Origin of the sequence: Sphaerotilus natans, from assembly GCF_900156335.1 — a bacterium.
Taxonomy (GTDB): Bacteria; Pseudomonadota; Gammaproteobacteria; order Burkholderiales; family Burkholderiaceae_C; genus Sphaerotilus; species Sphaerotilus natans.
Genome location: NZ_FTMZ01000012.1, coordinates 108,789 through 133,853 on the forward strand (window position 1 = coordinate 108,789; position 25,065 = coordinate 133,853).

Here is a 25,065-nt window from a genome sequence, read left to right on the forward strand (position 1 = left end):
CGGGGGAGCCAGCTTGCACGCGCCGTGGTTTCGCGCCGAGAATGAAACCGCGAGAGGACCATGATCCGGCTCCAGCCGGGCGCTGCTCGCCTGCAGGGGGATGTCGTGCCGTTCAAGCTCAAGCTGATGGTGCTGCTGGCAGGGCTGATGCTGGCGCTGCTGCTGCCCGGGCGGTCGCAGGCCCAGACGGTCTGGCGCTTCGCGCCGGAGATCGACTACGGACCGTTTGTCTACCAGGACCGCCAGGGCCGGGTGCGCGGCCTGTCGGTCGACCTGCTCGACGAGATGAGGCGCCACGCCGACCTGCCGCTGCAGATGCTGCCGCCGCGCCCGCTGGCCGAGCAGCTCGCCGCGGTTCGCCGTGGCGAGGTCGACCTGCTGTCGTCGCTGCGGCCGACGCCGGAGCGGGCGCAGTACCTGTCCTTCTCCCGGCCTTATGTGCGGGTGCCGGCGGTGCTGGTCGCGCGCACCGCGCTGAGCGGGCTGCAGGCGCTCGAGGGGCGTGCGGTGGCGGTCGGCCGCGGCTATGCGGTCGAGGCGCATGTGCGCCAGCACCATCCCGGCGTGCGCTGGCAGCCGGTCGACAGCGATCTGGAGGGCCTGCGCCGGATGCTGCGCGGGGAGGTCGACGCGCTGGTGGTCGATGTCGCCAGCGTGCATTTCATCGCGCGGGAGCATGGCCTGTCCGGCTTCGTGGTCGGCGAGCCGATCGGCTTCGAGTACGCGCTGAGCTTTGCCTGGCGCCGCGACCGGCCCGAGATCGGCGAGGCCCTCGAGGAGGCGCTGCGCCGCATCCCGGCCGACCGGCGCCAGGCGCTGCTGGCGCACTGGTCGGTGCAGACCCATGCGCCGGCGCGCGCCGGGCTGCGGCTGTGGACCGAGCGGCTGGGCGCGGTGCTGCTGTTGCTGGCCGTCGGTCTGGCGGGCTGGATCGGCTGGCGCCGCCGCAGCCGCAGCCGTGCGGCGGGTGAGGCATGAACCCGACCGATGCCCTGGGCCCGGAGCTGCAGCCCCAGCCGTCCGGTCCGTGCCTGGAGGATGTCCTGCGCGAGCATCTGGACGCGGCCCTCTGGCGTGCGCCGGTGCTGGCGTTGCTCGGTGCGCTGCTGCTGGTGTCGCTGACGCTGCTGCTCGAGCGCCAGCCCGGCAGCCAGATCGCGATCTGGTTCACCGACGCCTTTGGCATGGTGCTGCTGCTGCTCTGTCGGTCCTCGATGCGTGCCGCGGTGCTGGTCGGTCTGATGGGCGGCACCCTGGCTGCCGGCCTGCTCGGCGGGCGGCTGGATCTGATGCTGGCCTGGATGCCGGGCCACCTGATGGCGACTGCGGCCGGCGCCTGGATGCTGCAGGGCGTGGCGCAGCGTCAGCAGATCGGCAGCAGTCCGGCGGTGCTGGCGCAGGTCGGGCTGGTGGCGGTGCTGCTGCCAGCACTGCTGTCGGCCAGCCTGTCGCTGCCGCTGCTGATGCTCACCTCGGCCGGACTGCCGGGCACGCCGGTGGCGGTGATCTGGCTGAACCAGGCGCTCGGCGGCGTGATCGGCTCCCTGGTGATGCTGCCGCTGCTGCTGGCGGCGCTGGCGCAGTCCTGGCCGAGCCCGACCCCCGAGCGCCCGGACCGGCGTCGCACCCATGCCGATACCCTGGTGCTGATGCTCGCCGGAGCCGGCGTGACGGTGCTGGCGCTGCTGCATCTGGTCCATCCGTTTGTCTACATCGCGCTGCCGCTGATGATCGGCGCGGTGCTGCTGGACTTCCTGCGCCTGCAGCTGCTGGTGCTCGGTGTCACGCTGGTCTTTGGCGCGATGGTGGCCACCGGCCTGGTGGCCGAGCCACCGACGACCGCCCGCTGGCAGGGGGTGCTGCTGCACCTGTCGCTGGTGGTGATGCTGCTGCCGGAGCTGCTGCTGTCGGCGGCGGTCGGGGCCTCGCGCGAGCGCCGGCTTGCGCTCGAGGCGCAGCGCGAGCGCTACCGCCATCTGTACGAGCGCACGCCGGCGATGATGCATTCGATCGGGCCGGACGGCCGCATGCTGGCGGTCAGCCGGCTCTGGCTGGAGCGGCTGGGCTACGACGAGCGCGATGTCATCGGCCGCCCCTCGACCGACTTCCTGGATGCCGAATCGCGCCGGCGTGCCATCGAGCAGGTGCTGCCGCAGTTCCTGCGCACCGGCGAGTGCCGCGATGTCGAGTACCGCATGCTGGCCCGCGACGGCCGGCCGGTCGACGTGCTGCTGTCGGCCATCAGCGAGCGCGATGCGCAGGGGCGCTTCCTGCGGTCGCTGGCGGTGCTGGAGGATGTCACCCGCAAGCGCCTGGCCGAGCAGCTGGCCGCCGAGCACCAGCGCACCGCGGCGATGCTGGAATGCATCGGCGATGCGGTGATCGGCATCGATGCGCGCGGACGCATCCGCAGCCTCAATCCAGCCGCGGTCGCGATGACCGGCTGGATGCTGGAGGAGGCGCGTGGCCGCGACTGGGCGGGCTGGCTGTCGCGACGCGGCGTCGCCGATGACGAGCCGGTGCCGCCCGATCCGGTCGCGTTCTGCCTGGCCCACCGCACCCGGCCCGAGCCGACCTCCTGCCGGCTGGTGCGCCGCGATGCCTCCTGGCGGGTGGTGCGCGAGATCGTGCTGCCGATGTCGGCCCCCGGCGGACAGGGCTTCGACGGCGTGGTGCTGACCTTGCAGGACATGACCGCCGCGCATGATCTGGCGCGCACGCTGGCGCATCGTGCCCACCATGACGCGCTGACCGGGCTGCCCAACCGGCTGCTGCTGCAGGACCGGCTGCAGCAGGCCCTGCGGCTCGCCCGCCGCCAGCATCAGCCGCTGGCGCTGATGTTCATGGACCTGGACCATTTCAAGCAGATCAACGACCGCCACGGCCATGATGCCGGCGACGAGCTGCTCAAGGCGGTGGCGCAGCGGGTCCGGGGTGCGGTGCGCGCCAGCGACACGGTGTGCCGGCTCGGCGGCGACGAGTTCGTGGTGCTGCTGCCTCAGGTCGAAGCGGCGCTGGATGCCGAGCGGGTGGCGCGCCACATCCTGTCCGAGGTGTCCCGGCCCTATCGGCTCGGGGCGCTGCCGGAGCTGCAGGTGTCCTTCAGCATCGGCATCGCGGTCTTTCCCGAGGACGGCGAGGACGAGGCCACGCTGATGCGCCGCGCCGATACCGCGATGTATCAGGCCAAGCGGGAAGGGCGCAACGCGCTGCGCTTCCACCACCGCGGCGACACCGACCTGACACCGCCCTGAGGGCCGGCTCGGTGTAGTCTTGCGCCCCGGGAGACGAGCGGACCGAGGGAACAGGACACGGTGGAGCGCAGCATCGGGAGCGCGGCCTCAGGCCGCGATGAGGACAGGCGTGTGCGGCGGCGGCTGGCGGCGATGCTGCTGGCCGGTCCGGCGCTGCTGGCGCTGCCGCGGGGGCCGGCGCGTGCCGGCGACGAGCTGCGCCCGGCATGGCCCGCGCTGCCGCGGCTGCAGCCGCGGCGCTGGACGCTGGCCAACGGTCTGCAGGTGCTGGCCCTGCCGGACGAGCGCCGGCCCGGTCGCGCCGGGGCGGGCATGGTGGCGGTGCAGCTCTGGTACCGGGTCGGTGGCAAGGACGATCCGCCAGGCCGGTCGGGCTTCGCGCATCTGTTCGAGCACATGATGTTCAAGCGCACCCGGCATCTGCCCGACGAGGCCTTCGATCGCCTCACCGAGGATGTCGGCGGCCACAACAACGCCTTCACCGCCGAGGACACCACCGCCTATCTGAACCTGGTGCCCTCGGCCCACCTGGAGCGGCTGCTGTGGGCCGAGGCCGAGCGCATGGGCGGCCTGCAGGTCGATGCCGACAATCTGCGCAGCGAACGCGCGGTGGTGCAGGCCGAGTTCGGCCAGCGGGTGCTCGACGATCCCTACGGCCCGCTGTTCCACGGCATGGCGCCCGCCTTCTGGCTTGTCCACCCCTACCGGCGCCCGGTCATCGGTCGCATCGACGATCTGGACGCGGCCACGCTCGAGGATGTGCAGCGCTTTCATCGCAGCTACTACCGGCCGGACAACGCGGTGCTGATCGTGGCCGGCGACTTCGATGCCGAGCGGCTGCCGGCGCTGGTGGCCCGCCATTTCGGGTCGCTGCGCGCCCCCGACGCGCCGGTGCCGCGGGTCACGGTGGTCGAGCCGCCGCGCCAGATCGACCAGCGCCTGGTGCTGACCGCCGCGCAGGTGCCGGCGCCGGCGGTGGCGCTGATGTGGTCGGGCCCGCCGGCGCGCCATCCGGATGCGCCGGTCTGGCGCCTCGTGGCCGCGCTGCTCGGCGATGGCGACTCCTCGCGGCTGGTGGCGGCGCTGGTCGAGCGTGAGCGGCTGGCCCAGGGCGCCGGCTTCAGCGCCGATCTGCTGGCCGATGCCGGCATGCTCAACGCCTGGGCGATCGCCGCCGGCCCGTCGGTGCAGGGCGCCGAGCCGCGCCTGGATCCGCGCCTGGTGCGGCTGGAGGAGGCGCTCTCGCGTGAGATCCACCGGCTGGCGACCGGGCCGCTGCCGGCCACCGAGATCGACAAGGCCCGCACCCGGCTGCTGACCGAGGCGCTGTCGGCCCGCCAGACCGCCGAGGGGCGGGCGCTGGCCGCCGGCTGGGCCGAGATGCTCTCGGGCGGTGCCGAGATGGCGGACCTGCAGCTGCAGCGCCTGGCGGCCGTGCAGGTCGATGACGTGCGCCGCGTGCTGCGCGAACTGCTGGCACAGCCCCGGGTGACGCTGCACTACGTCCAGCGGGGGCGGCGATGACGGCCTGGCCGGATCGTTTGGATCGCCGTGCCTGCCTGGCGCGGCTCTGGGGGCATGGTCTGGCGGTGCCGCTGGGCCTGACCGGTCTGGCCGGCTGCGCGACGGTCGTGCGCGCCGGGGGCGGGCCGCCCGGTCTGGGCGAACCCGATCCCTCGCCGCTGCTGCCGCCACCAGGCGAGCCGGTGCCGGTGCATGTGCCGGAGGTCGAGCAGGAACTGCTCGGCGAGGTCGGCCCGACGCTGATCGTGGCCGAGCGTCGCGACCTGCCGCTGGTCAGCATCGCGCTGCGGGTGCGCTGCGGCAGCGCGGCCGATCCGCCCGGGCGCAGCGGCTGCGCGCTGCTGCTGTCGCAGATGCTGGCGCGCGGCGCGATGCGCCAGGGCCGGCCGGTCGACGGCGCGACGCTGGCACGTCAGGCCGAGGCGCTGGGCGGCTCGATCGGCACCGGCGCGCAGGACAGCCAGATCTGGCTGGACATGACGGTGATGACGCCGCTGCTGCCGCAGGCGCTGGCGCTGCTGGTCGACCTGCTGCGCCGGCCGCTGCTGCCGGCGGCCGAGCTGCAGCAGGTGCGCGCCCAGGCGCTCGACGGTCTGGGCCTGCGCCTGCAGGATCCGGCGCTGCTGGCGGCGCTGGTGGCGCGGCGCACTGTCTGGGGCCGCAGCCTGCACGGCGCGGTGCCCACGCCCGAGAGTCTCTCGGCGGTGCGCCGCGAGGACCTGCTGACGATGCACCGGCGCTGGTTCCGCCCCGACCGGGTCGCGGTGGTGCTGACCGGCGACATCGACCTGGCCGCGGCGCGGGCGCTGCTGCGGCCGATGTTCGCAGGTTGGCGCATCGCCGATGCGCCGATGCCGCACGAGATGCCCAGCGCGCCGCCGCAGCCGCTGCTGCCGGCCACGCTGCTGGTCGATCTGCCGCGCGCGGCGCAGACCGCGGTGCTGGTCTGCGCGCCGCATGTCGCGCTCGACGCGCCGGATCGGCGCGCCGGCCAGATGGCGGCCACCGTGATCGGCGGCGGCTACTCGGCGCGGCTCAACCAGGCGGTGCGCATCCGCCGCGGCCTGTCCTACGGCGCCGACGCGCGCATCGAGCAGCAGCGCGCCGGCGGTCTGTTCATCGCCCAGGCGCGCACCGCGTCGCGCCATGCCGCCGAGGTCGCGCAGCTGATGCGCGAGCGGGTGCTCTCGCCCGGGCGCGAGCCGCCGACGCCCGAGGAGCTGGCGGCCCGGCGTGCCGCGCTGATCGGCTCGCTGGCACGCCGGCTCGATACCGACGAGGGCCTGAACGCGCGCCTGGGCGAGCTCTGGGCCCAGGGCATCGGCCTGGGCGAGCTGAGCTGCTTTGCCGCGGGCATCGCCGGGGTCGAGAGCATGGACGTGCAGCGCTTCGTGCAGCGCCATTGGCCGGCCGCAGCGCTGCGCACCTTGGTGGTCGGACCGCTGGATGCGGCCGGCCCGGCGCTGGCCGCGCTCGACCCGAAGGCGCTGCGGCTGGCCGCCGCCGACCTGGTGCTCGACAGTCCCGTGCTGCGCCGCTGAGACAGTCCGGACACATCGCGCCATCGCGTCATCGGATGCTCACCGGCGGGCCCGGGTTTGCACCGACAATTCCGGTCGGCCGCTCCGGTCGCCTTCTTCTCACCTTATTGCCGTTGTTCTGATGCGCATCGCCCTCGTCACGCCCATGCTGCCCGTTCCGCACGACCAGACGCGGGGCCGCTACATCCATGAGACCGCCCGCTCGCTCGGTCGGCTGGCCACCGTCAAGACCTTCCTGCAGACGATGCAGTACCCGAAGGTGCCGGGCCTGCGCCCGCGCAGCTTCATCTACGGCTCGATCGGTCCCGACTACCAGCTCGACGGCTGCGATGTCGAGACCTTCGACTACATGGGCCTGCCGGTGGTCAGTCGCGGCTGGAACGGACACATCGCCAGCTGGTCGCTCACCCCCCGGGTGCGCCGCTTCAAGCCCGATCTGGTGCTGGCCTACTGGGTCTATCCGGACGGCTTCGCCGCGCTGCGCACCGCGCGTGCGCTGGGCGTGCCCTGCGTGGTGGGCGCGCTGGGCTCGGACATCCATGTGCGCTCGGGCGTCAACGAGAAGATGACCCGCCGCACCATCGACGGCGTCGACGCGCTGCTGACCGTCTCGGAGGCGATGCGCCAGTACTCGATCCGCGAGTTCGGCGCGCCCGCCGACCGCGTCCACACCATCATCAACGGCTTCAACACCGCGGTGTTCAAGCCGCTCGACCAGGCCGCGCTGCGCGCGAAGTGGGGCGTCAGGTCCGACGAGAAGATGATCGTGTACGTCGGCCGCTTCGTCGAGGCCAAGGGCATGCGCGAGCTGATCACCGCCTTCCAGACGCTGGCCAAGGACGATCCGAAGGTCACGCTGGCGCTGGTGGGCGACGGCGTGATGAAGACCGAGCTGATGGAGCTGGTGCACTCGACTGGCCTGACCGAGCGGGTGCACCTGCCCGGCGGCCAGCCGCCCGAGCAGGTCGCCGAGTGGATCAACGCCGCCGATGTGCTGACGCTGCCGAGCTGGTCGGAGGGCTATCCGAACGTGGTCGTCGAGGGCGTGGCCTGCGGCCGCCCGGTGGTGGCCACCGATGTCGGCGGCACCCGCGAGATCCTGCACGAGCGCAACGGCATCCTGATCCCGCCGCGCGACGCCGGCGCGCTGACGAAGGCGCTGCGCGACGCGCTCGACCGCGACTGGGACCACGCCGCCATCGCCGCGGCGATGAGCCGCACCTGGGACGACGTGGCGGTCGAGACGCTGAAGGTCTGCGAGCAGGTGGTGGCTGGCCGTACCGGCCGGCGCGCGGCCTGAGCCGGCCGGCCGGGTCGCTTGCTCAGTCCAGCGGCTGCGTCTGCGGCGTGGCCTTGAAGGCGCTGCGGGCATAGCCCAGCGCCTCGGCGCGCGCCAGCGCGGCGTCCAGCTCGGCCGCCGGCAGCTGCGGCGTGCGCGACAGCACCCAGCCGAACTGGCGCTTCGGCTCGCCCACCAGCACCCAGCGCTGGTCCGGCCCGAAGGCCAGGATCCAGTAGTCGCCGTAGAAGGGTCGGAAGAAGCTCACCCGCAGCTTGGCGTTGCCGCTGTCCGGCACCACCTTGGCGATGCCGGTGATGTCGGCGACCGTGCCGTCGGCGGTGCGGCAGCGGTTGCGCACCTCGATGTCCTCGCCCACCGCGCGGTAGCGAGCCTGCGTGTCGGCGACGCACTGCTTCTGGAAGCGGTTGGGCAGCGAGGCCACCTCGTACCAGGCGCCGGCGTAGCGCGCCAGATCGACCGAAGCCACGGTGGGCAGCGGCGCGGCCGGCGTGCTGGGGCCCGAGGCGCAGCCGGCCAGGGCCAGCAGCGCGGCGCCGGCCAGCGCCATCGTCAGGCGGGCGATCTTCATGCCATGCCCTGGTGGCGCAGCAGCGCGTCGATCTTCGGCTCGCGGCCGCGGAAGGCCTTGAAGTTGTCGATCGCGTCGCGCGCGCCGCCGGCCTCCAGGATCTCGCGGCGGTAGCGCCGGCCGGTCTCGGGGTTGAGCACGCCTTCTTCCTCGAAGGCGCTCCAGGCGTCGGCGCTGAGCAGCTCGGCCCACTTGTAGCTGTAGTAGCCCGCCGCGTAGCCGCCGGCGAAGATGTGCGAGAAGGTGTGCTGGAAGCGGTTGAAGGCCGGCGGCTTCATCACCGCGACCTCGTTGCGCACCTCGTCGACGATCTGCTGGATGCGCGCGTCGCTGCCCGGCTCGGCGTGCAGGCGCATGTCGAGCAGCGCGAACTCCACCTGGCGCAGCGTCATCAGGCCGCTCTGGAAGTTCTTCGCGGCGATCATCTTGTCGAACAGCGCGCGCGGCAGCGGCTCGCCGGTGTCCACATGGGCGGTCATGTGCCGGAGCACCTCCCATTCCCAGCAGAAGTTCTCCATGAACTGGCTGGGCAGCTCGACCGCGTCCCACTCGACGCCCGAGATGCCCGATACGCCCAGGTCCGCCACCTGCGTGAGCATGTGGTGCAGGCCGTGGCCGAACTCGTGGAACAGCGTCTGCACCTCGTCGTGCGTCAGCAGCGCGGGTTTGCCGCCCACTGGCGCCGAGAAGTTGCACACCAGATGCGCCACCGGCGTCTGCAGCGCGCCGGTGTCCGGGCGCAGCCAGCGGCCCTTGACGTCGTCCATCCACGCGCCGGGGCGCTTGCCGGGGCGTGCGTAGGGGTCGAGGTAGAACTGGCCGATCAGCTCGCCGCCGCGCTCGATGCGGTAGAAGCGCACCGACTCGTGCCAGACCGGCGCCGTGTCCGGGTGGATCGCCACCTCGAACAGCGTCTCGATGATGCGGAAGAGGCCGGCGAGCACCTTCGGCTCGGTGAAATACTGCTTCACCTCCTGGTCGCTGAAGGCGTAGCGCGCCTCCTTGAGCTTCTCGCCGGCGAAGGACACGTCCCAGGACTGCAGCTCGCTCAGGCCCAGCTCCTGGGCGGCGAACGCGCGCAGCTCGGCCAGGTCCTTCTCGGCGTAGGGGCGGGCGCGGGCGGCGAGGTCGCGCAGGAAATCGGTGACCTGCTTCGGGCTCTCGGCCATCTTGGCCACCAGCGAGACGTCGGCGTAGCTCGGGTAGCCCAGCAGCGCGGCCTCCTCCTGCTTCAGGCGCAGGATCTCGGCCATCACCGGCGTGTTGTCGCGCTCGGGCGGGCCGGCCTCGCAGGCGCGGGTGACGTAGGCGGTGTAGAGCCGCTCGCGCAAGGGCCGGTTCTCGGCGTACTGCATTACCGGCAGGTAGACCGGCATGTGCAGCGTGAGCTTGTGGCCGGTCTCGCCCGCGGCCTCGGCGGCGGCGCGGGTGGCGGCCTGGACGTCCTCGGGCACGCCGGCGAGCTCCTCCGTCGTGGCCAGGTACGAGAAGCTGTCGGTGGCGTCGAGCACATGCTCGGAGAAGCTCTGGCTCAGCTCGGCCAGGCGCTCCTGGATCTGCGCGAAGCGCACCTTGGCCTCGCCCTGCAGCTCGGCGCCGGAGAGCACGAAGTCGCGCAGCCAGTGCGACAGGGCCTGCTGGCGCGGCGCGCTCAGCGTGGCCGCGGTGGGGCTGGCGGCGATGGCCTTGTACTTGGCGTAGAGCCGCTCGTCGGCGCCCTGGCGGGTGTAGAACTCGGTGATGCGCGGCAGGTTCTCGTTGAAGGCGGCGCGCAGCTCCGGCGTGTCGGCCACGCCCTTGAGGTGGCCGACGGCGCCCCAGGCCCCGCCCAGGCGCTCGGTGGCCACGGTCAGCGTGCGCGACAGCGTGTCGTAGTCGGCCGGGGTGTCGGCGGCGACTGCGGTCTCGAGCGCGGCGTTCGCGTCGGCCAGCAGCACGTCGAGCGCCGGGCTCACATGCTCCGGGCGGATGGCGTCGAACAGCGGCAGCGGGGAGGAGGTCAGCAGCGGATTGGCGGCGGTGTCGGTCATCGGCATGGGCAGCAGGGCTGGAAGGCGAATGGGGACGGACAGGCCACGCGCCGGATGGCACGAAGCCCCGGCCAGCGTAACCGACCAGGGCTTCATCTGGGGGCGGCACGGGCATCCGCAAGGGTGCCCGCGCCGAGGCGCAAGACCGGCCTCAGACCGCCGCGGCCGCGACCCGCTCGGCCGCCTCCATCGTGTTGACCAGCAGCATCGTGATCGTCATCGGGCCGACGCCGCCTGGCACCGGCGTGATGTGGCTGGCGACCTCGCGGCAGCCGTCGAAGTCGACGTCGCCGCAGAGCTTGCCCTCGTCGTTGCGGTTCATGCCGACGTCGATGACGACGGCGCCGGGCTTGATCATGTCGGCGGTCAGCACGTTGCGCTTGCCCACCGCGGCGACGACGATGTCGGCCTGGCGCGTCATCGCGGCCAGGTCGGCGGTGCCGCTGTGGGTGATGGTGACGGTGGCATTGGCCGCCAGCAGCATCATCGCCATCGGCTTGCCGACGATGTTGGAGCGGCCGATCACCACCGCGTGCTTGCCGCGCAGGTCCTTCAGGCCGATGGATTCGAGCATCTTCATGCAGCCGTAGGGCGTGCAGGCCTTGAAGCCGACCTCGCCGACCATCAGCGCGCCGGCCGAGGCGACGTGGAAGCCGTCGACGTCCTTCAGCGGCGAGATCGCCTCGATGACCTTGTGGTCGTCGATGTGCTTGGGCAGCGGCAGCTGCACCAGGATGCCGTGGATGGCGGGGTCGTTGTTCAGCGCGTCGATGCGTGCCAGCAGATCGGCCTCCGACAGCGTGGCCTCGTACTTCTCCAGCACCGAGTGGAAGCCGACGTCCTCGCAGGCCTTGACCTTGTTGCGCACATAGACCGCGCTGGCCGGGTTGTCGCCGACCAGGATCACGGCCAGGCCGGGCTTGAGGCCGCGTGCGGTCAGGGCTGCGGCGCGTTGCGCCACCTCGGCGCGGAGTTGCTTGGACAGGGCGTTGCCGTCGATGAGCTGGGCGGACACGGTGTTCTCCTGGAGGGAAAAGAGCTGAGGGAGCTGGGGAGCGGGGACAATGAAAAAGGCCGCTGACGCTTCAGCGGCCTCGCAGGCGGGGAGGGCGGGCTCAGGCCTTGGCGGCTTGACCGGCGCCCAGCGCGATCTTCAGCAGGTCGGCGACGGTGTTGGCGTTGAGCTTCTCCATGATGTTGGCGCGGTGCGCCTCCACCGTCTTGATGCTGATGCCCAGATCGTCGGCGATCTGCTTGTTCAGGCGGCCGGCGACGATGCGCTCGAGCACCTGGGCCTCGCGGGTGGTCAGGCGCGACAGCAGCGCCTCGCGGCTGGCCTGTTCCTGGTGCGTCGAGAAGGCGGCGCGGGCGCGCTCGAGCATGCGCTCGACCAGCGCGACCAGCTCGTCTTCCTTGAAGGGCTTCTCGATGAAGTCCTCGGCGCCCTTCTTCATCGTGGTGACCGCCATCGGCACGTCGCCGTGGCCGGTGATGAAGACGATCGGCAGCGGGCTCTTGCGCTCGAGCAGGCGGTCCTGCAGCTCCAGGCCGCTCATGCCATCCATGCGGATGTCGGCGACCAGGCAGGCGACCTCGCGGGGATCGAAGCGCGACAGGAAAGCCTCGGCCGAGTCGAAGCACTTGACCCGGTAATCCTTGCCTTCGAGCAGCCACTGCAGCGAATCGCGAACCGCCTCGTCGTCGTCGACGACGTACACCGTACCTTTCTTGGGGATCAGGCTCATGTCTTCAGTGGACCTCAGGTGTCTTTGCCGTGCTGTTGTCTCCCGTGGTGGCAACGGGCAGCATGAAGGAGAAACGGCATCCGCAGATGCTGTCCCCATTGTAGAGGTTCTCCGCCTTCATCCGGCCCTGGTGCGACTCGATGATCGAGCGGCACAGCGACAGCCCGATGCCCATGCCGTCGCTCTTGGTCGAGAAGAAGGCCTCGTAGAGGCGGCCGATGACTTCCTCGCGGATGCCGGGGCCGGCGTCGGTGACGCTGAACTCGATCACCCCCCCGAGTTCGGCGGTGTGGCGCGGCACGACGCGCAGCTCGATGGTGCGCCGCTTCGGCGGCATCTGCGCGTTGTCGATCGCCTCGGCGGCGTTCTTCAGCAGGTTCAGCAGCACCTGCTCGATCAGGATCGGGTCGACCTGCAGCACCGGCAGGCGCTGTGCGACATAGCTCTGGATCGCGACATTGCGCCGCTTGAGCTCGATGGTGGCCAGCTCCAGCGCGTCCTCGACGATCTCGGCGGCGCGCGCGGGCTGGCGCTGCGGCTCGCTGCGCTTCACGAACTGGCGGATGCGGTGAATGATCTGGCCGGCGCGCTGCGCCTGCTTCGAGGTCTTCTCCAGCGCCATCGCCAGATCCTCCTCGCGCAGGTTGCCGGCGCGCAGCCGCGAGAGCATGCCGTTGCAGTAGTTGGTGATCGCCGCCAGCGGCTGGTTGAGCTCGTGTGCGACCGAGGACGCCATCTCGCCCATCGTCACCAGGCGGCTGGTCTCCTGGGCGCGCTCGATCTGGCGGGCGGTCTCCTCCTCCATCTGCCGGCGTGCGGTCACGTCGGTGGCGATCAGCATCTGCGCCAGGCGGCCGTCGGTCCACTGCAGATAGCGCGCGCGCACGTCGAACCATTTCTGCATCGCCTCGACATGGACCTCGCGCGCGTCGGCGCCAGCCTCGTCGAGCTCGGCGGTGGGCACGCCGGCCATCGCGTCGACCGCGTCGCCCTGCTCGTCGTCCCCGCTGGCCGGGCGTCCGGCCAGCTGCGCATGCCAGCGTGCCTCGCCGCCGAACCACAGCCGGTAGGTGCGGTTGGCGAACAGCAGCTCGCCGGTCTGCGCCGACATCACCGACACCGCCGCGTCCAGCCCCTCCAGCACGGTGGTGAAGCGCTCGTGCGAGGCGGTGAGCTGGTCGCGGATGCGCTTGGCCTCGGTGATGTTGGTCATCGAGGTCATCCAGCCGGTCTGCTGGCCGCGCGAGTCGATCAGCGGCGAGACATACATGCGGGCGTCGAAGCGGGTGCCGTCCCGGCGCTGCACCTTGACCTCGATGCCGCCGGCCGGGCTGCGGCCGGCCAGCTCCTGCTGCAGCAGGCGGTGGTTTTCCTCCATGCGCTCGGGCGGCCAGTGCGGGTAGGGCGGCATGCGGCCGATCAGGTCGGCCTCGGAGAAGCCGGTCATCGCGCAGAAGGCCGGGTTGACATAGGTGATGCGGCCGTCGAGATCCATCGCCCGCATGCCGGTCAGCATCGAGTTCTCCATCGCGCGGCGGAAGTTGGTCTCCTGCACCAGCGCGCCCTGGATCTGCAGCCGCCGGCGCATGTGGCGCCAGGTGCCCAGCAGCATCCACAGCGTCAGCGCCGACAGCGCCAGCACCATCCAGAACAGCGTGTTGCCGACCAGGCCGGCCGAGGTGCGAAAGCCCTCGCCGCGCAGCGTCACGCCGTGGTGGACCGGCGCGAACGGCACGCTCCAGGTCAGCAGGGTGTCCTTGTGCCGGCCGCGTTCGAGCGCGGCGGCGCCGGCGGTGCTGGCCATGACCTCGTCGTTGCCATCCAGCATCGAGATCACATGGCGCTGCGAGACCTCCGGCGGCACGAAATGGCGCAGCAGCGCCTCGACCGAGTATTCGGCCACCAGCGTGCCGGCGAAGTTGCCGTGGTCGATCAGCGGCACCTGCACCTGGAAGACCAGCAGCCGGTTGGCATGGCGGAACGGCGGCGAGTAGACCGGCAGCCGCAGCTCGCGGCTGTCGCGGAAGGTCTCCAGGGTGACGCGCTGGCGCAGCTCGGCCGACACCGGATCGCCAGGGTCGCCGCCGGGCATGCCCAGGCGCGGCATCGCCGCCACCAGATCCGGCGAGACATGGCGCGCGATCACCTGACGATGCACGCCCAGCCAGGTCAGGCTGACGATCTCCGGGCGCTCGCGCTCGATGCGCTCGGCCTGGGCCAGCAGCTCGTCGCGGTCGACAGCCCGGGTCACCACCTCGCGGGCCATGCGCACCAGCTGCTCCTGGTTCTCGATCAGGCGCAGGCGGATCTGCTGCTGCACCAGCTCGGCATCGCGCTTGACCGACTCCAGCTCGCGCTCGATCTCCTCGTTCCGCAGGTACCAGAAGGCCGTGATGATCGCCGCCAGGAACAGCATCACCGACAGCAGCGGCGCCAGCGTGGCGAGCCGGTCCTGGCGCGAGGGCGACAGGCGGCGCCAGCGCGCGGCCAGCCGGCGCAGCAGGCGCAGGCCCGGACGCGTGCTCGGGGCCGCGGGCGGGGTGGATTCGGGAGGGCGAGAGCTCATGGTGTCATTATGGTTTCAGTGAATTTCACAATGTGAATGTGTAAAGCACCATTTGAAATTGCGCGCCCGATGTGCGAGACTCCGTGCCCATGCCCCGAGGAGGGGTGCGCCTGCCCGGAGCCCGACGCCAGCGAGCGCGGCCGCAACGGGTCTTTTCCGACGATGCAGCACGAGGAGACACCATGTCTGCACTGCCCCAGAATCCCCAGGATCCGGATACCCAGGAAACCCGCGAGTGGCTGGACGCGCTGAGCGCGGTCATCCAGGCCGAAGGCGGCGAACGCGCCCACCAGCTCCTCGACGAGCTGCTCGGCCATGCGCGCCAGAGCGGCCTGGACATGCCGTTCTCGGCCAACACCGCCTACGTCAACACCATTCCGGCCGATCAGGAAGCCCATTGCCCGGGCAACATCGAGATCGAGGAGCGCCTGCGCGCCTACATGCGCTGGAACGCGATGGCGATGGTCGTCAAGGCCAACCGCCACAACCCCGAGGACGGCGGTGATCTGGGCGGCCACATCGGCTCCTTCGCCTCGCTGGCCCACATGTTCGGCGCCGGCTTCAACCACTTCTGGCATGCCGAGGGCGAGAACCACGGTGGCGACTGCATCTACTTCCAGGGCCATGTGTCGCCCGGCGTCTACGCGCGCGCCTACCTGGAAGGCCGCCTGACCGAGGAGCAGCTGCTGCACTTCCGCCAGGAAGTCGAGGGCAAGGGCCTCTCCAGCTATCCGCACCCGAAGCTGATGCCCGGCTTCTGGCAGTTCCCGACAGTCTCGATGGGCCTGGGCCCCTTGATGGCGATCTACCAGGCGCGCTTCCTGAAGTACCTGCACGCCCGCGGCATCGCCGACACCAGCAACCGCAAGGTCTGGGTGTTCTGCGGCGACGGCGAGATGGACGAGCCCGAATCGCTGGGCGCGATCGGCCTGGCCGCCCGCGAAGGCCTGGACAACCTGATCTTCGTCATCAACTGCAACCTGCAGCGCCTGGACGGCCCGGTGCGCGGCAACGGCAAGATCGTCCAGGAACTCGAAGGCGAGTTCCGCGGCGCCGGCTGGAACGTCATCAAGCTGCTGTGGGGCAGCGAGTGGGACAAGCTGCTGGCCAAGGATAAGGACGGTGCCCTGCGCAAGCTGATGATGGACACCGTCGACGGCGACTACCAGGCCTTCAAGGCCAACGACGGCGCCTATGTGCGCAAGCACTTCTTCGGCAAGGACCCGCGCACGCTCGAGATGGTCGCCCACATGAGCGACGACGAGATCTGGGCCCTGAAGCGTGGCGGCCATGACCCGCAGAAGGTCTACGCGGCCTATGACCGCGCGGTCAAGCACAAGGGCCAGCCCACGCTGCTGCTGATCAAGACCGTCAAGGGCTTCGGCATGGGCAAGGTCGGCGAGGGCAAGAACACCGTCCACCAGACCAAGAAGCTGACGGACGACGACATCCGCGCCTTCCGCGACCGCTTCAACATCCCGGTGCCCGACAGCGAGCTGCCGAAGATCCCGTTCTACAAGCCGGCCGACGACACGCCGGAAATGCGCTACCTGCACGAGCGCCGCAAGGCGCTGGGCGGCTACCTGCCGAACCGTCGCACCAAGGCCGACGAGCAGTTCGTCATCCCGCCGCTGGAGACCTTCAAGGCGGTGCTCGAGCCCACGGCCGAAGGCCGCGAGATCTCGACCACCCAGGCCTATGTGCGTTTCCTGACGCAGCTGCTGCGCGACAAGGACGTCGGTCCGCGTGTCGTGCCCATTCTGGTCGACGAGGCCCGCACCTTCGGCATGGAAGGCCTGTTCCGTCAGGTCGGCATCTACAACCCGCTGGGTCAGCAGTACACGCCGGTCGACAAGGACCAGGTCATGTACTACCGCGAGGACAAGGCCGGCCAGATCCTGCAGGAAGGCATCAACGAGGCCGGCGGCATGTCGAGCTGGATCGCGGCGGCCACCTCGTACAGCACGTCGAACCGGATCATGATCCCGTTCTACGTCTACTACTCGATGTTCGGCTTCCAGCGCATCGGCGATCTGGCCTGGGCGGCCGGCGACATGCAGGCGCGCGGCTTCCTGCTGGGCGGCACCTCGGGGCGGACCACGCTGAACGGCGAAGGCCTGCAGCACGAGGATGGCCACAGCCACATCCTGGCCGGCACCATCCCGAACTGCGTCAGCTACGACCCGACCTTCGCGCATGAAGTGGGCGTGATCCTGCACCATGGCCTCAAGCGCATGGTCGAGAACCAGGAGAACGTGTTCTTCTACCTGACGCTGCTCAACGAGAACTACGCGATGCCGGGCCTGAGCCAGGGCACCGAAGAGCAGATCCTCAAGGGCATGTACCTGCTGCAGGAAGGCGGCGAGGGCGCGCCGCGCGTCAACCTGCTGGGCTCGGGCACCATCCTGCGCGAGTCGATCGCCGCCAAGGAGCTGCTGGAGAAGGACTGGGGCGTCTCGGCCAACATCTGGAGCTGCCCGAGCTTCAACGAGCTGGCCCGCGACGGCCAGGACTGCGAGCGCTGGAACCTGCTGCATCCGCTGGAAGCCGCCCGCGTGCCGTTTGTCGCCCAGCAGCTCGAGGGCCACGCCGGCCCGGTGGTCGCCTCGACCGACTACATGAAGAGCTACGCCGAGCAGATCCGCTCCTTCATCCCGAAGGGCCGCAGCTACAAGGTGCTGGGCACCGACGGTTTCGGCCGCTCGGACTTCCGCTCCAAGCTGCGCGAGCACTTCGAGGTCAACCGTCACTACATCGTCGTGGCCGCCCTGCGCGCGCTGGCCGACGAGGGCACGCTGCCGCTGGCCAAGGTCGCCGAGGCGATCAGCCGCTATGGCATCAAGACCGACAAGATCAACCCGCTGTACGCCTGATCGGCACACAACACGGAGACAGACACCATGGCACTGATCGAAGTGAAGGTTCCCGACATCGGGGACTTCAAGGAAGTGACGATCATCGAGGTCCTCGTCAAGGCGGGTGACACCATCAAGGCCGAGCAGAGCCTGATCACCGTCGAGTCCGACAAGGCCTCGATGGAGATCCCCAGCTCGCACGCCGGCGTGATCAAGGAGCTGAAGGTCGCGCTGGGCGACAAGGTGGCCGAGGGCTCGCTGGTGCTGCTGCTGGAAGTGGCGGGCGCTGCCGCTGCGCCGGCTCCGGTCGCTGCCGCGCCGGCTCCCGCACCCGTGGCAGCCCCGGCTCCGGCCCCGGTGGCGGCGGCTCCAGCGGCCCCGGCCGCGGTGGCTGCCGCTGGCCCGATCGAGGTGGTCGTGCCCGACATCGGCGACTTCGACGCGGTCGCGGTCATCGAGCTGCTGGTCAAGGTCGGCGACACGGTCAAGGCCGAGCAGAGCCTGATCACGGTCGAATCCGACAAGGCCTCGATGGAGATCCCGTCGAGCCACGCCGGCGTGATCAAGGAACTCAAGGTCAAGCTGGGCGACAAGGTGAGCAAGGGCTCGCTGGTGGCGATCCTGGAAGGCGCGGCCGGTGCCGTGGCCGCTCCGGCGCCTGCCGCGGTGGCTCCGGCGGCCGCTCCGGTGGCGGCGCCTGCCGCTGCTCCGGCTCCGGCCGCTGCGGCTCCGGCGGCTGCCGCCCCGGTGGCGGCCGTGCCGGCGCATGACCCGACCGCGCCGGCGCTGAACCTGCCGCACGCCTCGCCGTCGATGCGCAAGTTCGCCCGCGAGCTGGGCGTGCCGCTGGCCGAGGTCAAGGGCAGCGGTCCGAAGGGCCGCATCACCGAGGCCGACATCCAGGGCTTCGTCAAGGGCGTGATGGCCGGCGCGGTGCAGACCGCGGCGCAGAAGGCCGCCGCTCCGGCTCCGGCCGCGGCGGCTGCCGCCGGCGGCGCCTTCCCCGGCCTGCTGCCGTGGCCGAAGGTCGACTTCGCCAAGTTCGGTCCCATCGAGCGCAAGGACCTCTCGCGCATCAAGAAGATCTCGGGCGCGAACCTGCACCGCAACTGGGTGGTCATCCCGCATGTCACCAACCATGACGACGCGGACATCACCGAGCTGGAAGCCTTCCGCGTTCAGACGAACAAGGAAAACGAGAAGTCCGGCGTCAAGGTCACGATGCTGGCCTTCATGATCAAGGCGGCCGTGGCCGCGCTGAAGAAGTTCCCCGAGTTCAACTCGTCGCTCGACGGCGACCAGCTGGTGCTGAAGAACTACTTCCACATCGGCTTTGCGGCGGACACGCCCAACGGCCTGGTGGTCCCGGTCATCAAGGACTGCGACAAGAAGGGCATCTTCCAGATCAGCCAAGAAATGGGCGAGCTGGCCAAGAAGGCCCGCGACGGCAAGCTGGGCCCGGCCGACATGAGCGGCGCCTGCTTCACGATCTCGTCGCTGGGCGGCATCGGTGGCCGGTATTTCACGCCGATCATCAACGCGCCGGAAGTCGCGATCATGGGCGTGTGCAAGAGCCAGATCGAGCCGAAGTGGGACGGCAAGCAGTTCCAGCCGCGCCTGATGCTGCCGCTGTCGCTGTCGTGGGACCACCGCGTCATCGACGGCGCGGCGGCTGCGCGTTTCAACGTCTACTTCGCATCGCTGCTGGCGGACTTCCGCCGCATCGTGCTGTGATCGGGGAGAACACGACATGGCACTGATCGAAGTGAAGGTCCCGGACATCGGCGACTTCAAGGACGTGGCGATCATCGAGCTGCTGGTCAAGGCCGGCGACACGGTGAAGATGGAACAGAGCCTGATCACGGTCGAATCCGACAAGGCCTCGATGGAGATCCCGTCGAGCCACGCCGGCGTGGTCAAGGAGCTGAAGGTCGCGCTGGGCGACAAGATGAACCAGGGCACCGTGATCCTGGTGCTGGAGAGCGCCGAGGCGGCTGCGGCCGCACCGGCACCGGCGCCGGCACCCGGCGCGGCGGCTCCGGTCGCCGCGCCGGCCCCGGTGGCGGCACCGGCCGGTCCGGCCGGCAGCTACAGCGGCCCGGCCGACGTCGAGTGCGACGTGCTGGTGCTGGGCGCGGGCCCTGGCGGCTACTCGGCCGCCTTCCGCGCCGCCGATCTCGGCCTGAAGACGGTCATCGTCGAGCGCTATGCCACGCTGGGCGGCGTCTGCCTGAACGTGGGCTGCATCCCGTCGAAGGCGCTGCTGCACGTCGCGGCCGTGATGGACGAGGTCTCGCACCTGGGCGACCTGGGCGTCGAGTTCGGCGCGCCGAGCCTGAACATCGACAAGCTGCGCGGCCACAAGGAAAAGGTCATCGGCAAGCTGACCGGCGGCCTGGCGGCGATGGCCAAGATGCGCAAGGTCACGACCGTGCGTGGCGTCGGCCAGTTCCTGGACCCGTACCATGTGCAGGTCGAGGAAACCGGCGGCACCGGCACCGAGCGCACCGGCACCACCAAGGTGGTGAAGTTCAAGTCGGTCATCATCGCCGCGGGCTCGCAGGCGGTGCGCCTGCCGTTCTTCCCCAATGACGAGCGCATCGTCGACTCGACCGGGGCGCTCGCGCTCAAGGCCGTGCCGAAGAAGATGCTCATCGTCGGCGGCGGCATCATTGGCCTGGAAATGGGCACCGTCTACAGCACGCTGGGCGCCCGCCTGGACGTGGTGGAGATGATGGACGGCCTGATGCAGGGCGCTGACCGTGACCTCGTCAAGGTCTGGCAGAAGATGAACGCCAAGCGCTTCGACAACATCATGTTGAAGACGAAGACGGTCGGCGCCGAGGCCACCCCGGAAGGCATCAAGGTGCAGTTCGAGGGCCTGGACGGCACGAAGTCGGAAGGCGTCTACGACCTGGTGCTGCAGGCGGTGGGCCGCACGCCCAACGGCAAGAAGATCGCCGCCGACAAGGCCGGCGTGGCGGTGACCGATCGCGGCTTCATCAACGTCGACATCCAGATGCGCACCAACGTGCCGCACATCTTCGCCATCGGCGACATCGTCGGCCAGCCGATGCTGGCGCACAAGGCGGTGCATGAGGCGCACGTCGCGGCGGAAGTCATCGCCGGCACGCTCCTGGGCGACGACAAGCTGGCGAAGTCGGCCTTCAACGCCCGCGTCATCCCGTCGGTGGCCTACACCGATCCGGAAGTGGCGTGGGTCGGGCTGACCGAGGACCAGGCGAAGGCGCAGGGCATCAAGGTCAAGAAGGGCCTGTTCCCGTGGACGGCCTCGGGCCGCGCCATCGCCAACGGCCGCGACGAGGGCTTCACCAAGCTGCTGTTCGATGACTCCCCCGAGGCCCACGGCCACGGCAAGATCCTCGGCGGCGGCATCGTCGGCACGCACGCCGGCGACATGATCGGCGAGATCGCGCTGGCCATCGAGATGGGCGCCGACGCGGTGGACATCGGCAAGACGATCCACCCGCACCCGACGCTGGGCGAGTCGATCGGCATGGCCGCCGAGGTCGCGCACGGCTCCTGCACGGACCTGCCGCCGAGCAAGAAGTAACCTTGCCGTCATACCCGCGAAAGCGGGTACCCACGCAGTGCGGCAACGCCTGCGAAGAAAAACCCGATCGGTGTGAGCCGGTCGGGTTTTTTGCCATCCTGACAAACCGGTCTCATGCCATACTTGGTTTCATGCGCTTGGGTTTCCAGTCGCTGTCGGTTATCAAGGGGTGTTCAATGGCTGTATCAAAAATAAATCAAGATATTCCGCAATATGTTATGGATGCAGCCATGGTGCTGCATCAACAAAAAAATACAGACCTTATTTGCATATCATCCGGCTTCATAGAAGAAACTGTGGCTGAATGTAATTCGCTGTGGCGGTATGCGGATGGTCAAATAGAATTTAAGAATCTGGAGGCTAGAAACCACTGCACGGCACTGGGGATTTTCCGGAAAATTATACCTCTGAGCAGTGCCGATGCGTTGTTTGAAGCGGCGGAAGAGCTATGGCGAAAAGAAATTGGTCACTCTGATTTTGCATCTGGTCGTCTATTGGGTTTTGCCAGCCAGCACATCAATGTGCTTGGTGAAGCAGCTCAGGCCATAAAAAACAAACAGGGTCACGCTTCAGATGTTTTCAACGTGTTGCAACTTGTGGGGGCAGCACTGCCGCATTTGGTGAGCATCAGTGCGGATGATATTGTGGCGCTCATTGATGCTCAGCATGAATTTACAAAGCGTGACATGGCCAGGGGTTTGATATTCAATGCCATCGAACACCGCTTGCGGTCAGAGTCGCAGATTGCCTGGGAAGTATTTCGTGTCGCCAGAGGCAACATAACAGAGTCCACGCAAACTCTGTATAGTACAGCCTTGCAAGCACTGATGCACACAGATCAGAAATCTCTAGCGCTGGAAAATGCCAGGGATGATGCAGATCACATTGATCAGCTGATCGCAGGGCCTGCATTGTGGACCTTGGCGAGAGCCATACAATTCCACGAACTGAACAGCACGGATCTAGAGCAGTGCATTGCGGTTCTGATTGGTAAAACCAGAGCGGCATGCACAGATATTCAGCAGGCCGCGATTCGTGCAGTGGCCCACGCTGCGTTGAAGGACGAGCGGTTGATGTCCGAGCTTGTTCGGCTTGCAGCGGATGGTGGAGATTACACACTTGCAGTGATCGCTGATTTCTTGTTTTTGAATCAGCAGAACTTGCCCGTTTCATTTCCGCATTTCAAAACTTTGCTGAAATCTCTTGTCAGACTTTCGCCATCACAGCAGAATGTGATTAAAAATTTTGACTGGTTTTTGAGTGGGATTTATAAAACGCCCGAAAATCGACAGTTGGTATTGGACTTTTTGAGCGGATGGCTTGTGCGGCAAGGCGGGTCCGGTCTGCAAGATGAAAACATGATTGAGCTGTTTGATCAGACCATCATGCAGATTGTCAATGATGAGCCTGAATTTGAAAAACTCATTACGAATTGGATGGTCGCGTCAGAAAGAAAATTGGCCGTAGCCTGCGGCGGACTGATCCGATACTTACATGTCCATGGCATGAAATCGCCAGAATTCTCCTCTCACGTACTCAGTACGTTTAATCCACAAGACTTCAAATTCTTGGCTCGTCGGATGCTTGGTTATGTTATTTATGAAGAGACTCTGCTGTCTTTGACGTTTTCTTTGCTGAAAACAACCAATGCTCTCGAACGGAGTTTTGGATTAGTGCACTCGCTGCTGACAGAGGAATTAGGTCGAGACTACCCATATGCCACGATGGAAGCCTTGAAATTGAGGAAAGAAGCGGCCAGTTCGCCAGAAAAAGAACTTCTTGCACAGGTACATGCCATCCTCCTTCAACGCAGTACCGCCAACGACCACTTGGACCGGTTGCAGGAACTTCGCCCGCCTATGCGACTTCACCGGGCCATTGCACAGAGTCGGGCTCGGGGAATGGAACATGCACAAGATGTAGCCAATGAAAAATCCATTTTTCGGAAACTCGTTACAACTGTTCCCCTGAAAGCGGGTAGGGGTTGGTTTTCTGTTTCAGACAACCAAGTCGGGCCAACACAGCATTTGCAGAGTATCTCTCACTCGATTACCTTGCCAAAACGCGCACTTACAGATCCTGTCGGTTACGCCATTGCTGGACTTCACTACCGCATCGCAAAGCGAGACGACGAATGAGGCTGGTTCTTGTCATTGCAGAGTACCTGCGCACTCTCAAAGAGCGCAATGAACTGGACAGACTCCTGCCGGATTTGTTGGTGGAAATGGGCTATGTGCCCATTGCTCGCCCACAAACCGGGAATCGGCAGTTCGGTGTCGATATTGCTGCCCGAGGCATCAACCCGGATACGGAACAAGCTGAGCTGCTTTTACTAGTCATCAAGCAAAAAGACATCGGTCGATCGGAGTGGGATGGCAGCGATCAAGCCATTAGGCCTAGCTTGAATGAGATTTTGGATGTGTATCTAAAATCGCATGTTGAAGCTGAAGATGTTGGGAAGCCTGTTCGTATTGCTGTGGTTAGCAATGGAGAATTGAAGCAAACAATTCAAGCCAGTTGGAGTGGGTACGTCAATGATCAGAGAAACCGGGCGTTGATCGAGTTCTGGGGGCTTGACAAGCTGGCTACTCTGATTGAACACCACCTCTTGGATGAGCACATCTTCCATGACGATGAAAGACGTGACTTGAGGCGTGCATTGGCTTTGGCTGGAGATGTTGAATACGACCAAAGAGATCTGCATAGGCTGATGCTAAGAACCCTTGGGTTGACACCTGAAGGTGTGCTTGAAGGTTCTATAAAATCAAAGAAGGATTTGCTGAAAGCCCTGCGAGTCGTCAACTTTGCAGCGCATGCATTCGCTTCATGGGCGCTCAGGGACGGTGATGGTCGTCAAGGATTACGTGCTATGGAGCGAGCGTTGTTGTGGTCTTGGCACAGAGTGCGTGTATTTTGCTCATGGGAATCGGACAAAGACATAGCTCAAGCACTTGTGTCGGTTTGGCAAGGATATCTGAGTGTTGGAAAGCGATACTTCGAAAAAATCCAAGGACACTGTTATGCTGAGGATGGATTACTTGGGTATGCATCAGACAGCGCAGAACTTTCTCTAGTGGCGTTTGAGCAAATTGGCATGCTGGCATCTATTGGGTTGCCCTATGTGCTGTTGGTTGTTGCTGATGAAGAAGAGCGAGTAGCGCATTATAATGGTGCGGTCGCCGTGGCTGATGCGTTGGCATCACTGATTGATAATAACGGGATCTGCAACTCGCCATGTTTTGATAGGCATAGCCAAGATATCGTTCTAGCTATGACGTTGTTTGTTCTGACGGGGCGTAAGGATTACGCTAAAAAATGGCTTCAAATCCTAATCCGGAATATAGATTACGCTTTTAAAGCAAGGCGATATGTTCCGATTGGTAGCGATTCCATAGACGATTTGGCGGACATCGGTGGCTGGCATTCTGGTCAAACTGCCGACAAATTGATGCGAACCTCTTGGATGTTGGCTGTTCTGGCCGGATGGTGTGCCGTGTTGGGACTAGATGAGGCATATAGCGCACTCAGGCAAGGGTTAGCTCAGGACTACTCAGAGACGTGTGCACAGTTGTGGCATCCCGATCTCGATATTCACGAGCACTTGTATTTTCATGCCGCCCATTTCTTATCTGGTGCAACGGAAGCACCGATTCGGTTGCCGGAAGAAATGGCGCAGTGGCTTGCTCATATGCAAGTCATTGTGGAGTCCAAGCAAGGTAAAGAATGCTTAAATACCATGGGTGGCAAAGTTGGGTTACCAGCAGGGCGATTGCATGAAGAACCTGGTCGGTTCCGTGTTATGAACACGCCCCGCTGACCCAACCGCCGCAGCTCGAAGCGGCGCCCGCCCCGATGACCACTGCGCCGCTGCTCCCCCACTTCATCGAGGCGCTGGCCGAACTGGACGATCCGCGCTCGCGGTCGTGTCCGTTTCCGCTGGACGAGCTGATGTTCGCGGCGCTGTGCGGCGTCAGCAGTGGCGCCGACAGCTGGGTCTCGGTCACCGACTGGGCCGAGCTGCAGATCGACTGGCTGCGCCAGCATCTGCCGTACGCCAACGGCATCGCCTCGCACGACACCTTCGGGCGCGTCTTCAGCCTGCTCG

Annotated in this window: 16 protein-coding genes; 11 read left to right on the plus strand and 5 right to left on the minus strand. The window is 67.1% G+C overall.

The annotated features are described in order from the left end of the window. The first annotated feature begins 60 nt into the window (after positions 1-60). The 5 genes from BW996_RS12205 (at position 61) to BW996_RS12225 (ending at position 7,619) form a co-directional block, all read left to right on the plus strand. Entirely contained in the window at positions 61-978 is a 918-nt protein-coding gene (locus BW996_RS12205; RefSeq protein WP_051631572.1) for a transporter substrate-binding domain-containing protein, read from the plus strand. Then, the gene (locus BW996_RS12210) at positions 975-3,254 is read left to right on the plus strand and encodes a sensor domain-containing diguanylate cyclase (RefSeq protein ID WP_051631571.1); all 2,280 of its coding nucleotides are present in this window, start codon (positions 975-977) and stop codon (positions 3,252-3,254) included. The genes BW996_RS12205 and BW996_RS12210 overlap by 4 nt, the downstream gene beginning before the upstream one ends. A 111-nt stretch (positions 3,255-3,365) precedes the next feature. Then, complete coding sequence (locus BW996_RS12215; protein WP_051631570.1) at positions 3,366-4,778, plus strand: M16 family metallopeptidase; 1,413 nt, start codon at positions 3,366-3,368, stop codon at positions 4,776-4,778. After that, positions 4,775-6,319 (plus strand): M16 family metallopeptidase, encoded by a 1,545-nt coding sequence (locus BW996_RS12220; RefSeq protein ID WP_081837953.1) that lies wholly within the window; start codon positions 4,775-4,777, stop codon positions 6,317-6,319. The genes BW996_RS12215 and BW996_RS12220 overlap by 4 nt, the downstream gene beginning before the upstream one ends. 121 nt (positions 6,320-6,440) lie before the next feature. Continuing rightward, positions 6,441-7,619 (plus strand): glycosyltransferase, encoded by a 1,179-nt coding sequence (locus BW996_RS12225; RefSeq protein ID WP_175619121.1) that lies wholly within the window; start codon positions 6,441-6,443, stop codon positions 7,617-7,619. Between the two features lie 22 nt (positions 7,620-7,641). On the opposite strand, the gene BW996_RS12230 is transcribed toward BW996_RS12225, so the two are convergent. The 5 genes from BW996_RS12230 to BW996_RS12250 form a co-directional block, all read right to left on the minus strand. Beyond that, positions 7,642-8,190, minus strand: coding sequence for a lipocalin family protein (locus tag BW996_RS12230; protein ID WP_241461830.1), 549 nt, complete (start codon positions 8,188-8,190; stop codon positions 7,642-7,644). Further along, positions 8,187-10,226 (minus strand): M3 family metallopeptidase, encoded by a 2,040-nt coding sequence (locus BW996_RS12235; RefSeq protein ID WP_037478427.1) that lies wholly within the window; start codon positions 10,224-10,226, stop codon positions 8,187-8,189. The genes BW996_RS12230 and BW996_RS12235 overlap by 4 nt, the downstream gene beginning before the upstream one ends. A 145-nt stretch (positions 10,227-10,371) precedes the next feature. Continuing rightward, the gene (folD, locus tag BW996_RS12240; RefSeq protein WP_037478424.1) at positions 10,372-11,235 is read right to left on the minus strand and encodes a bifunctional methylenetetrahydrofolate dehydrogenase/methenyltetrahydrofolate cyclohydrolase FolD; all 864 of its coding nucleotides are present in this window, start codon (positions 11,233-11,235) and stop codon (positions 10,372-10,374) included. Positions 11,236-11,335: 100 nt separating this feature from the next. Further along, the gene (locus tag BW996_RS12245; RefSeq protein ID WP_037478421.1) at positions 11,336-11,965 is read right to left on the minus strand and encodes a response regulator transcription factor; all 630 of its coding nucleotides are present in this window, start codon (positions 11,963-11,965) and stop codon (positions 11,336-11,338) included. Between the two features lie 4 nt (positions 11,966-11,969). Continuing rightward, positions 11,970-14,531 (minus strand): PAS domain-containing sensor histidine kinase, encoded by a 2,562-nt coding sequence (locus BW996_RS12250; protein ID WP_037478419.1) that lies wholly within the window; start codon positions 14,529-14,531, stop codon positions 11,970-11,972. Between the two features lie 182 nt (positions 14,532-14,713). On the opposite strand from BW996_RS12250, the gene aceE reads away from it, so the two are divergent. From aceE to BW996_RS12270, 6 genes are all read left to right on the plus strand, one after another. After that, entirely contained in the window at positions 14,714-17,404 is a 2,691-nt protein-coding gene (gene aceE / locus BW996_RS12255) for a pyruvate dehydrogenase (acetyl-transferring), homodimeric type (RefSeq protein ID WP_037478412.1), read from the plus strand. Between the two features lie 27 nt (positions 17,405-17,431). Continuing rightward, positions 17,432-19,120, plus strand: a complete 1,689-nt coding sequence (aceF, locus tag BW996_RS12260; protein ID WP_037478409.1) for a dihydrolipoyllysine-residue acetyltransferase — start codon at positions 17,432-17,434, stop codon at positions 19,118-19,120. Positions 19,121-19,136: 16 nt separating this feature from the next. After that, positions 19,137-20,960: a dihydrolipoyl dehydrogenase gene (gene lpdA, locus BW996_RS12265; RefSeq protein WP_076458927.1), complete on the plus strand. Its 1,824-nt coding sequence runs from the start codon at positions 19,137-19,139 to the stop codon at positions 20,958-20,960. 2 nt (positions 20,961-20,962) lie between these two features. Further along, positions 20,963-23,098, plus strand: a complete 2,136-nt coding sequence (locus BW996_RS21330) for a hypothetical protein (RefSeq protein ID WP_139330864.1) — start codon at positions 20,963-20,965, stop codon at positions 23,096-23,098. Then, complete coding sequence (locus tag BW996_RS21335; protein ID WP_139330865.1) at positions 23,095-24,777, plus strand: hypothetical protein; 1,683 nt, start codon at positions 23,095-23,097, stop codon at positions 24,775-24,777. Before BW996_RS21330 ends, BW996_RS21335 begins: the two co-directional genes overlap by 4 nt. Before the next feature lie 35 nt (positions 24,778-24,812). Next, positions 24,813-25,065 (plus strand): transposase family protein (locus BW996_RS12270; protein WP_139330866.1); only part of this gene is annotated, 253 nt, incomplete at its 3' end.

Bases quoted from the DNA above. Each gene is read 5' to 3' on its own strand.
- BW996_RS12205 (WP_051631572.1), top strand. From the start codon at position 61: ATGATCCGGCTCCAGCCGGGCGCTGCTCGCCTGCAGGGGGATGTCGTG.
- BW996_RS12210 (WP_051631571.1), top strand. From the start codon at position 975: ATGAACCCGACCGATGCCCTGGGCCCGGAGCTGCAGCCCCAGCCGTCC.
- BW996_RS12220 (WP_081837953.1), top strand. From the start codon at position 4,775: ATGACGGCCTGGCCGGATCGTTTGGATCGCCGTGCCTGCCTGGCGCGG.
- BW996_RS12225 (WP_175619121.1), top strand. From the start codon at position 6,441: ATGCGCATCGCCCTCGTCACGCCCATGCTGCCCGTTCCGCACGACCAG.
- BW996_RS12230 (WP_241461830.1), bottom strand. From the start codon at position 8,190: ATGAAGATCGCCCGCCTGACGATGGCGCTGGCCGGCGCCGCGCTGCTG.
- BW996_RS12235 (WP_037478427.1), bottom strand. From the start codon at position 10,226: ATGCCGATGACCGACACCGCCGCCAATCCGCTGCTGACCTCCTCCCCG.
- BW996_RS12245 (WP_037478421.1), bottom strand. From the start codon at position 11,965: ATGAGCCTGATCCCCAAGAAAGGTACGGTGTACGTCGTCGACGACGAC.
- BW996_RS12250 (WP_037478419.1), bottom strand. From the start codon at position 14,531: ATGAGCTCTCGCCCTCCCGAATCCACCCCGCCCGCGGCCCCGAGCACG.
- aceE (WP_037478412.1), top strand. From the start codon at position 14,714: ATGTCTGCACTGCCCCAGAATCCCCAGGATCCGGATACCCAGGAAACC.
- aceF (WP_037478409.1), top strand. From the start codon at position 17,432: ATGGCACTGATCGAAGTGAAGGTTCCCGACATCGGGGACTTCAAGGAA.
- lpdA (WP_076458927.1), top strand. From the start codon at position 19,137: ATGGCACTGATCGAAGTGAAGGTCCCGGACATCGGCGACTTCAAGGAC.
- BW996_RS21335 (WP_139330865.1), top strand. From the start codon at position 23,095: ATGAGGCTGGTTCTTGTCATTGCAGAGTACCTGCGCACTCTCAAAGAG.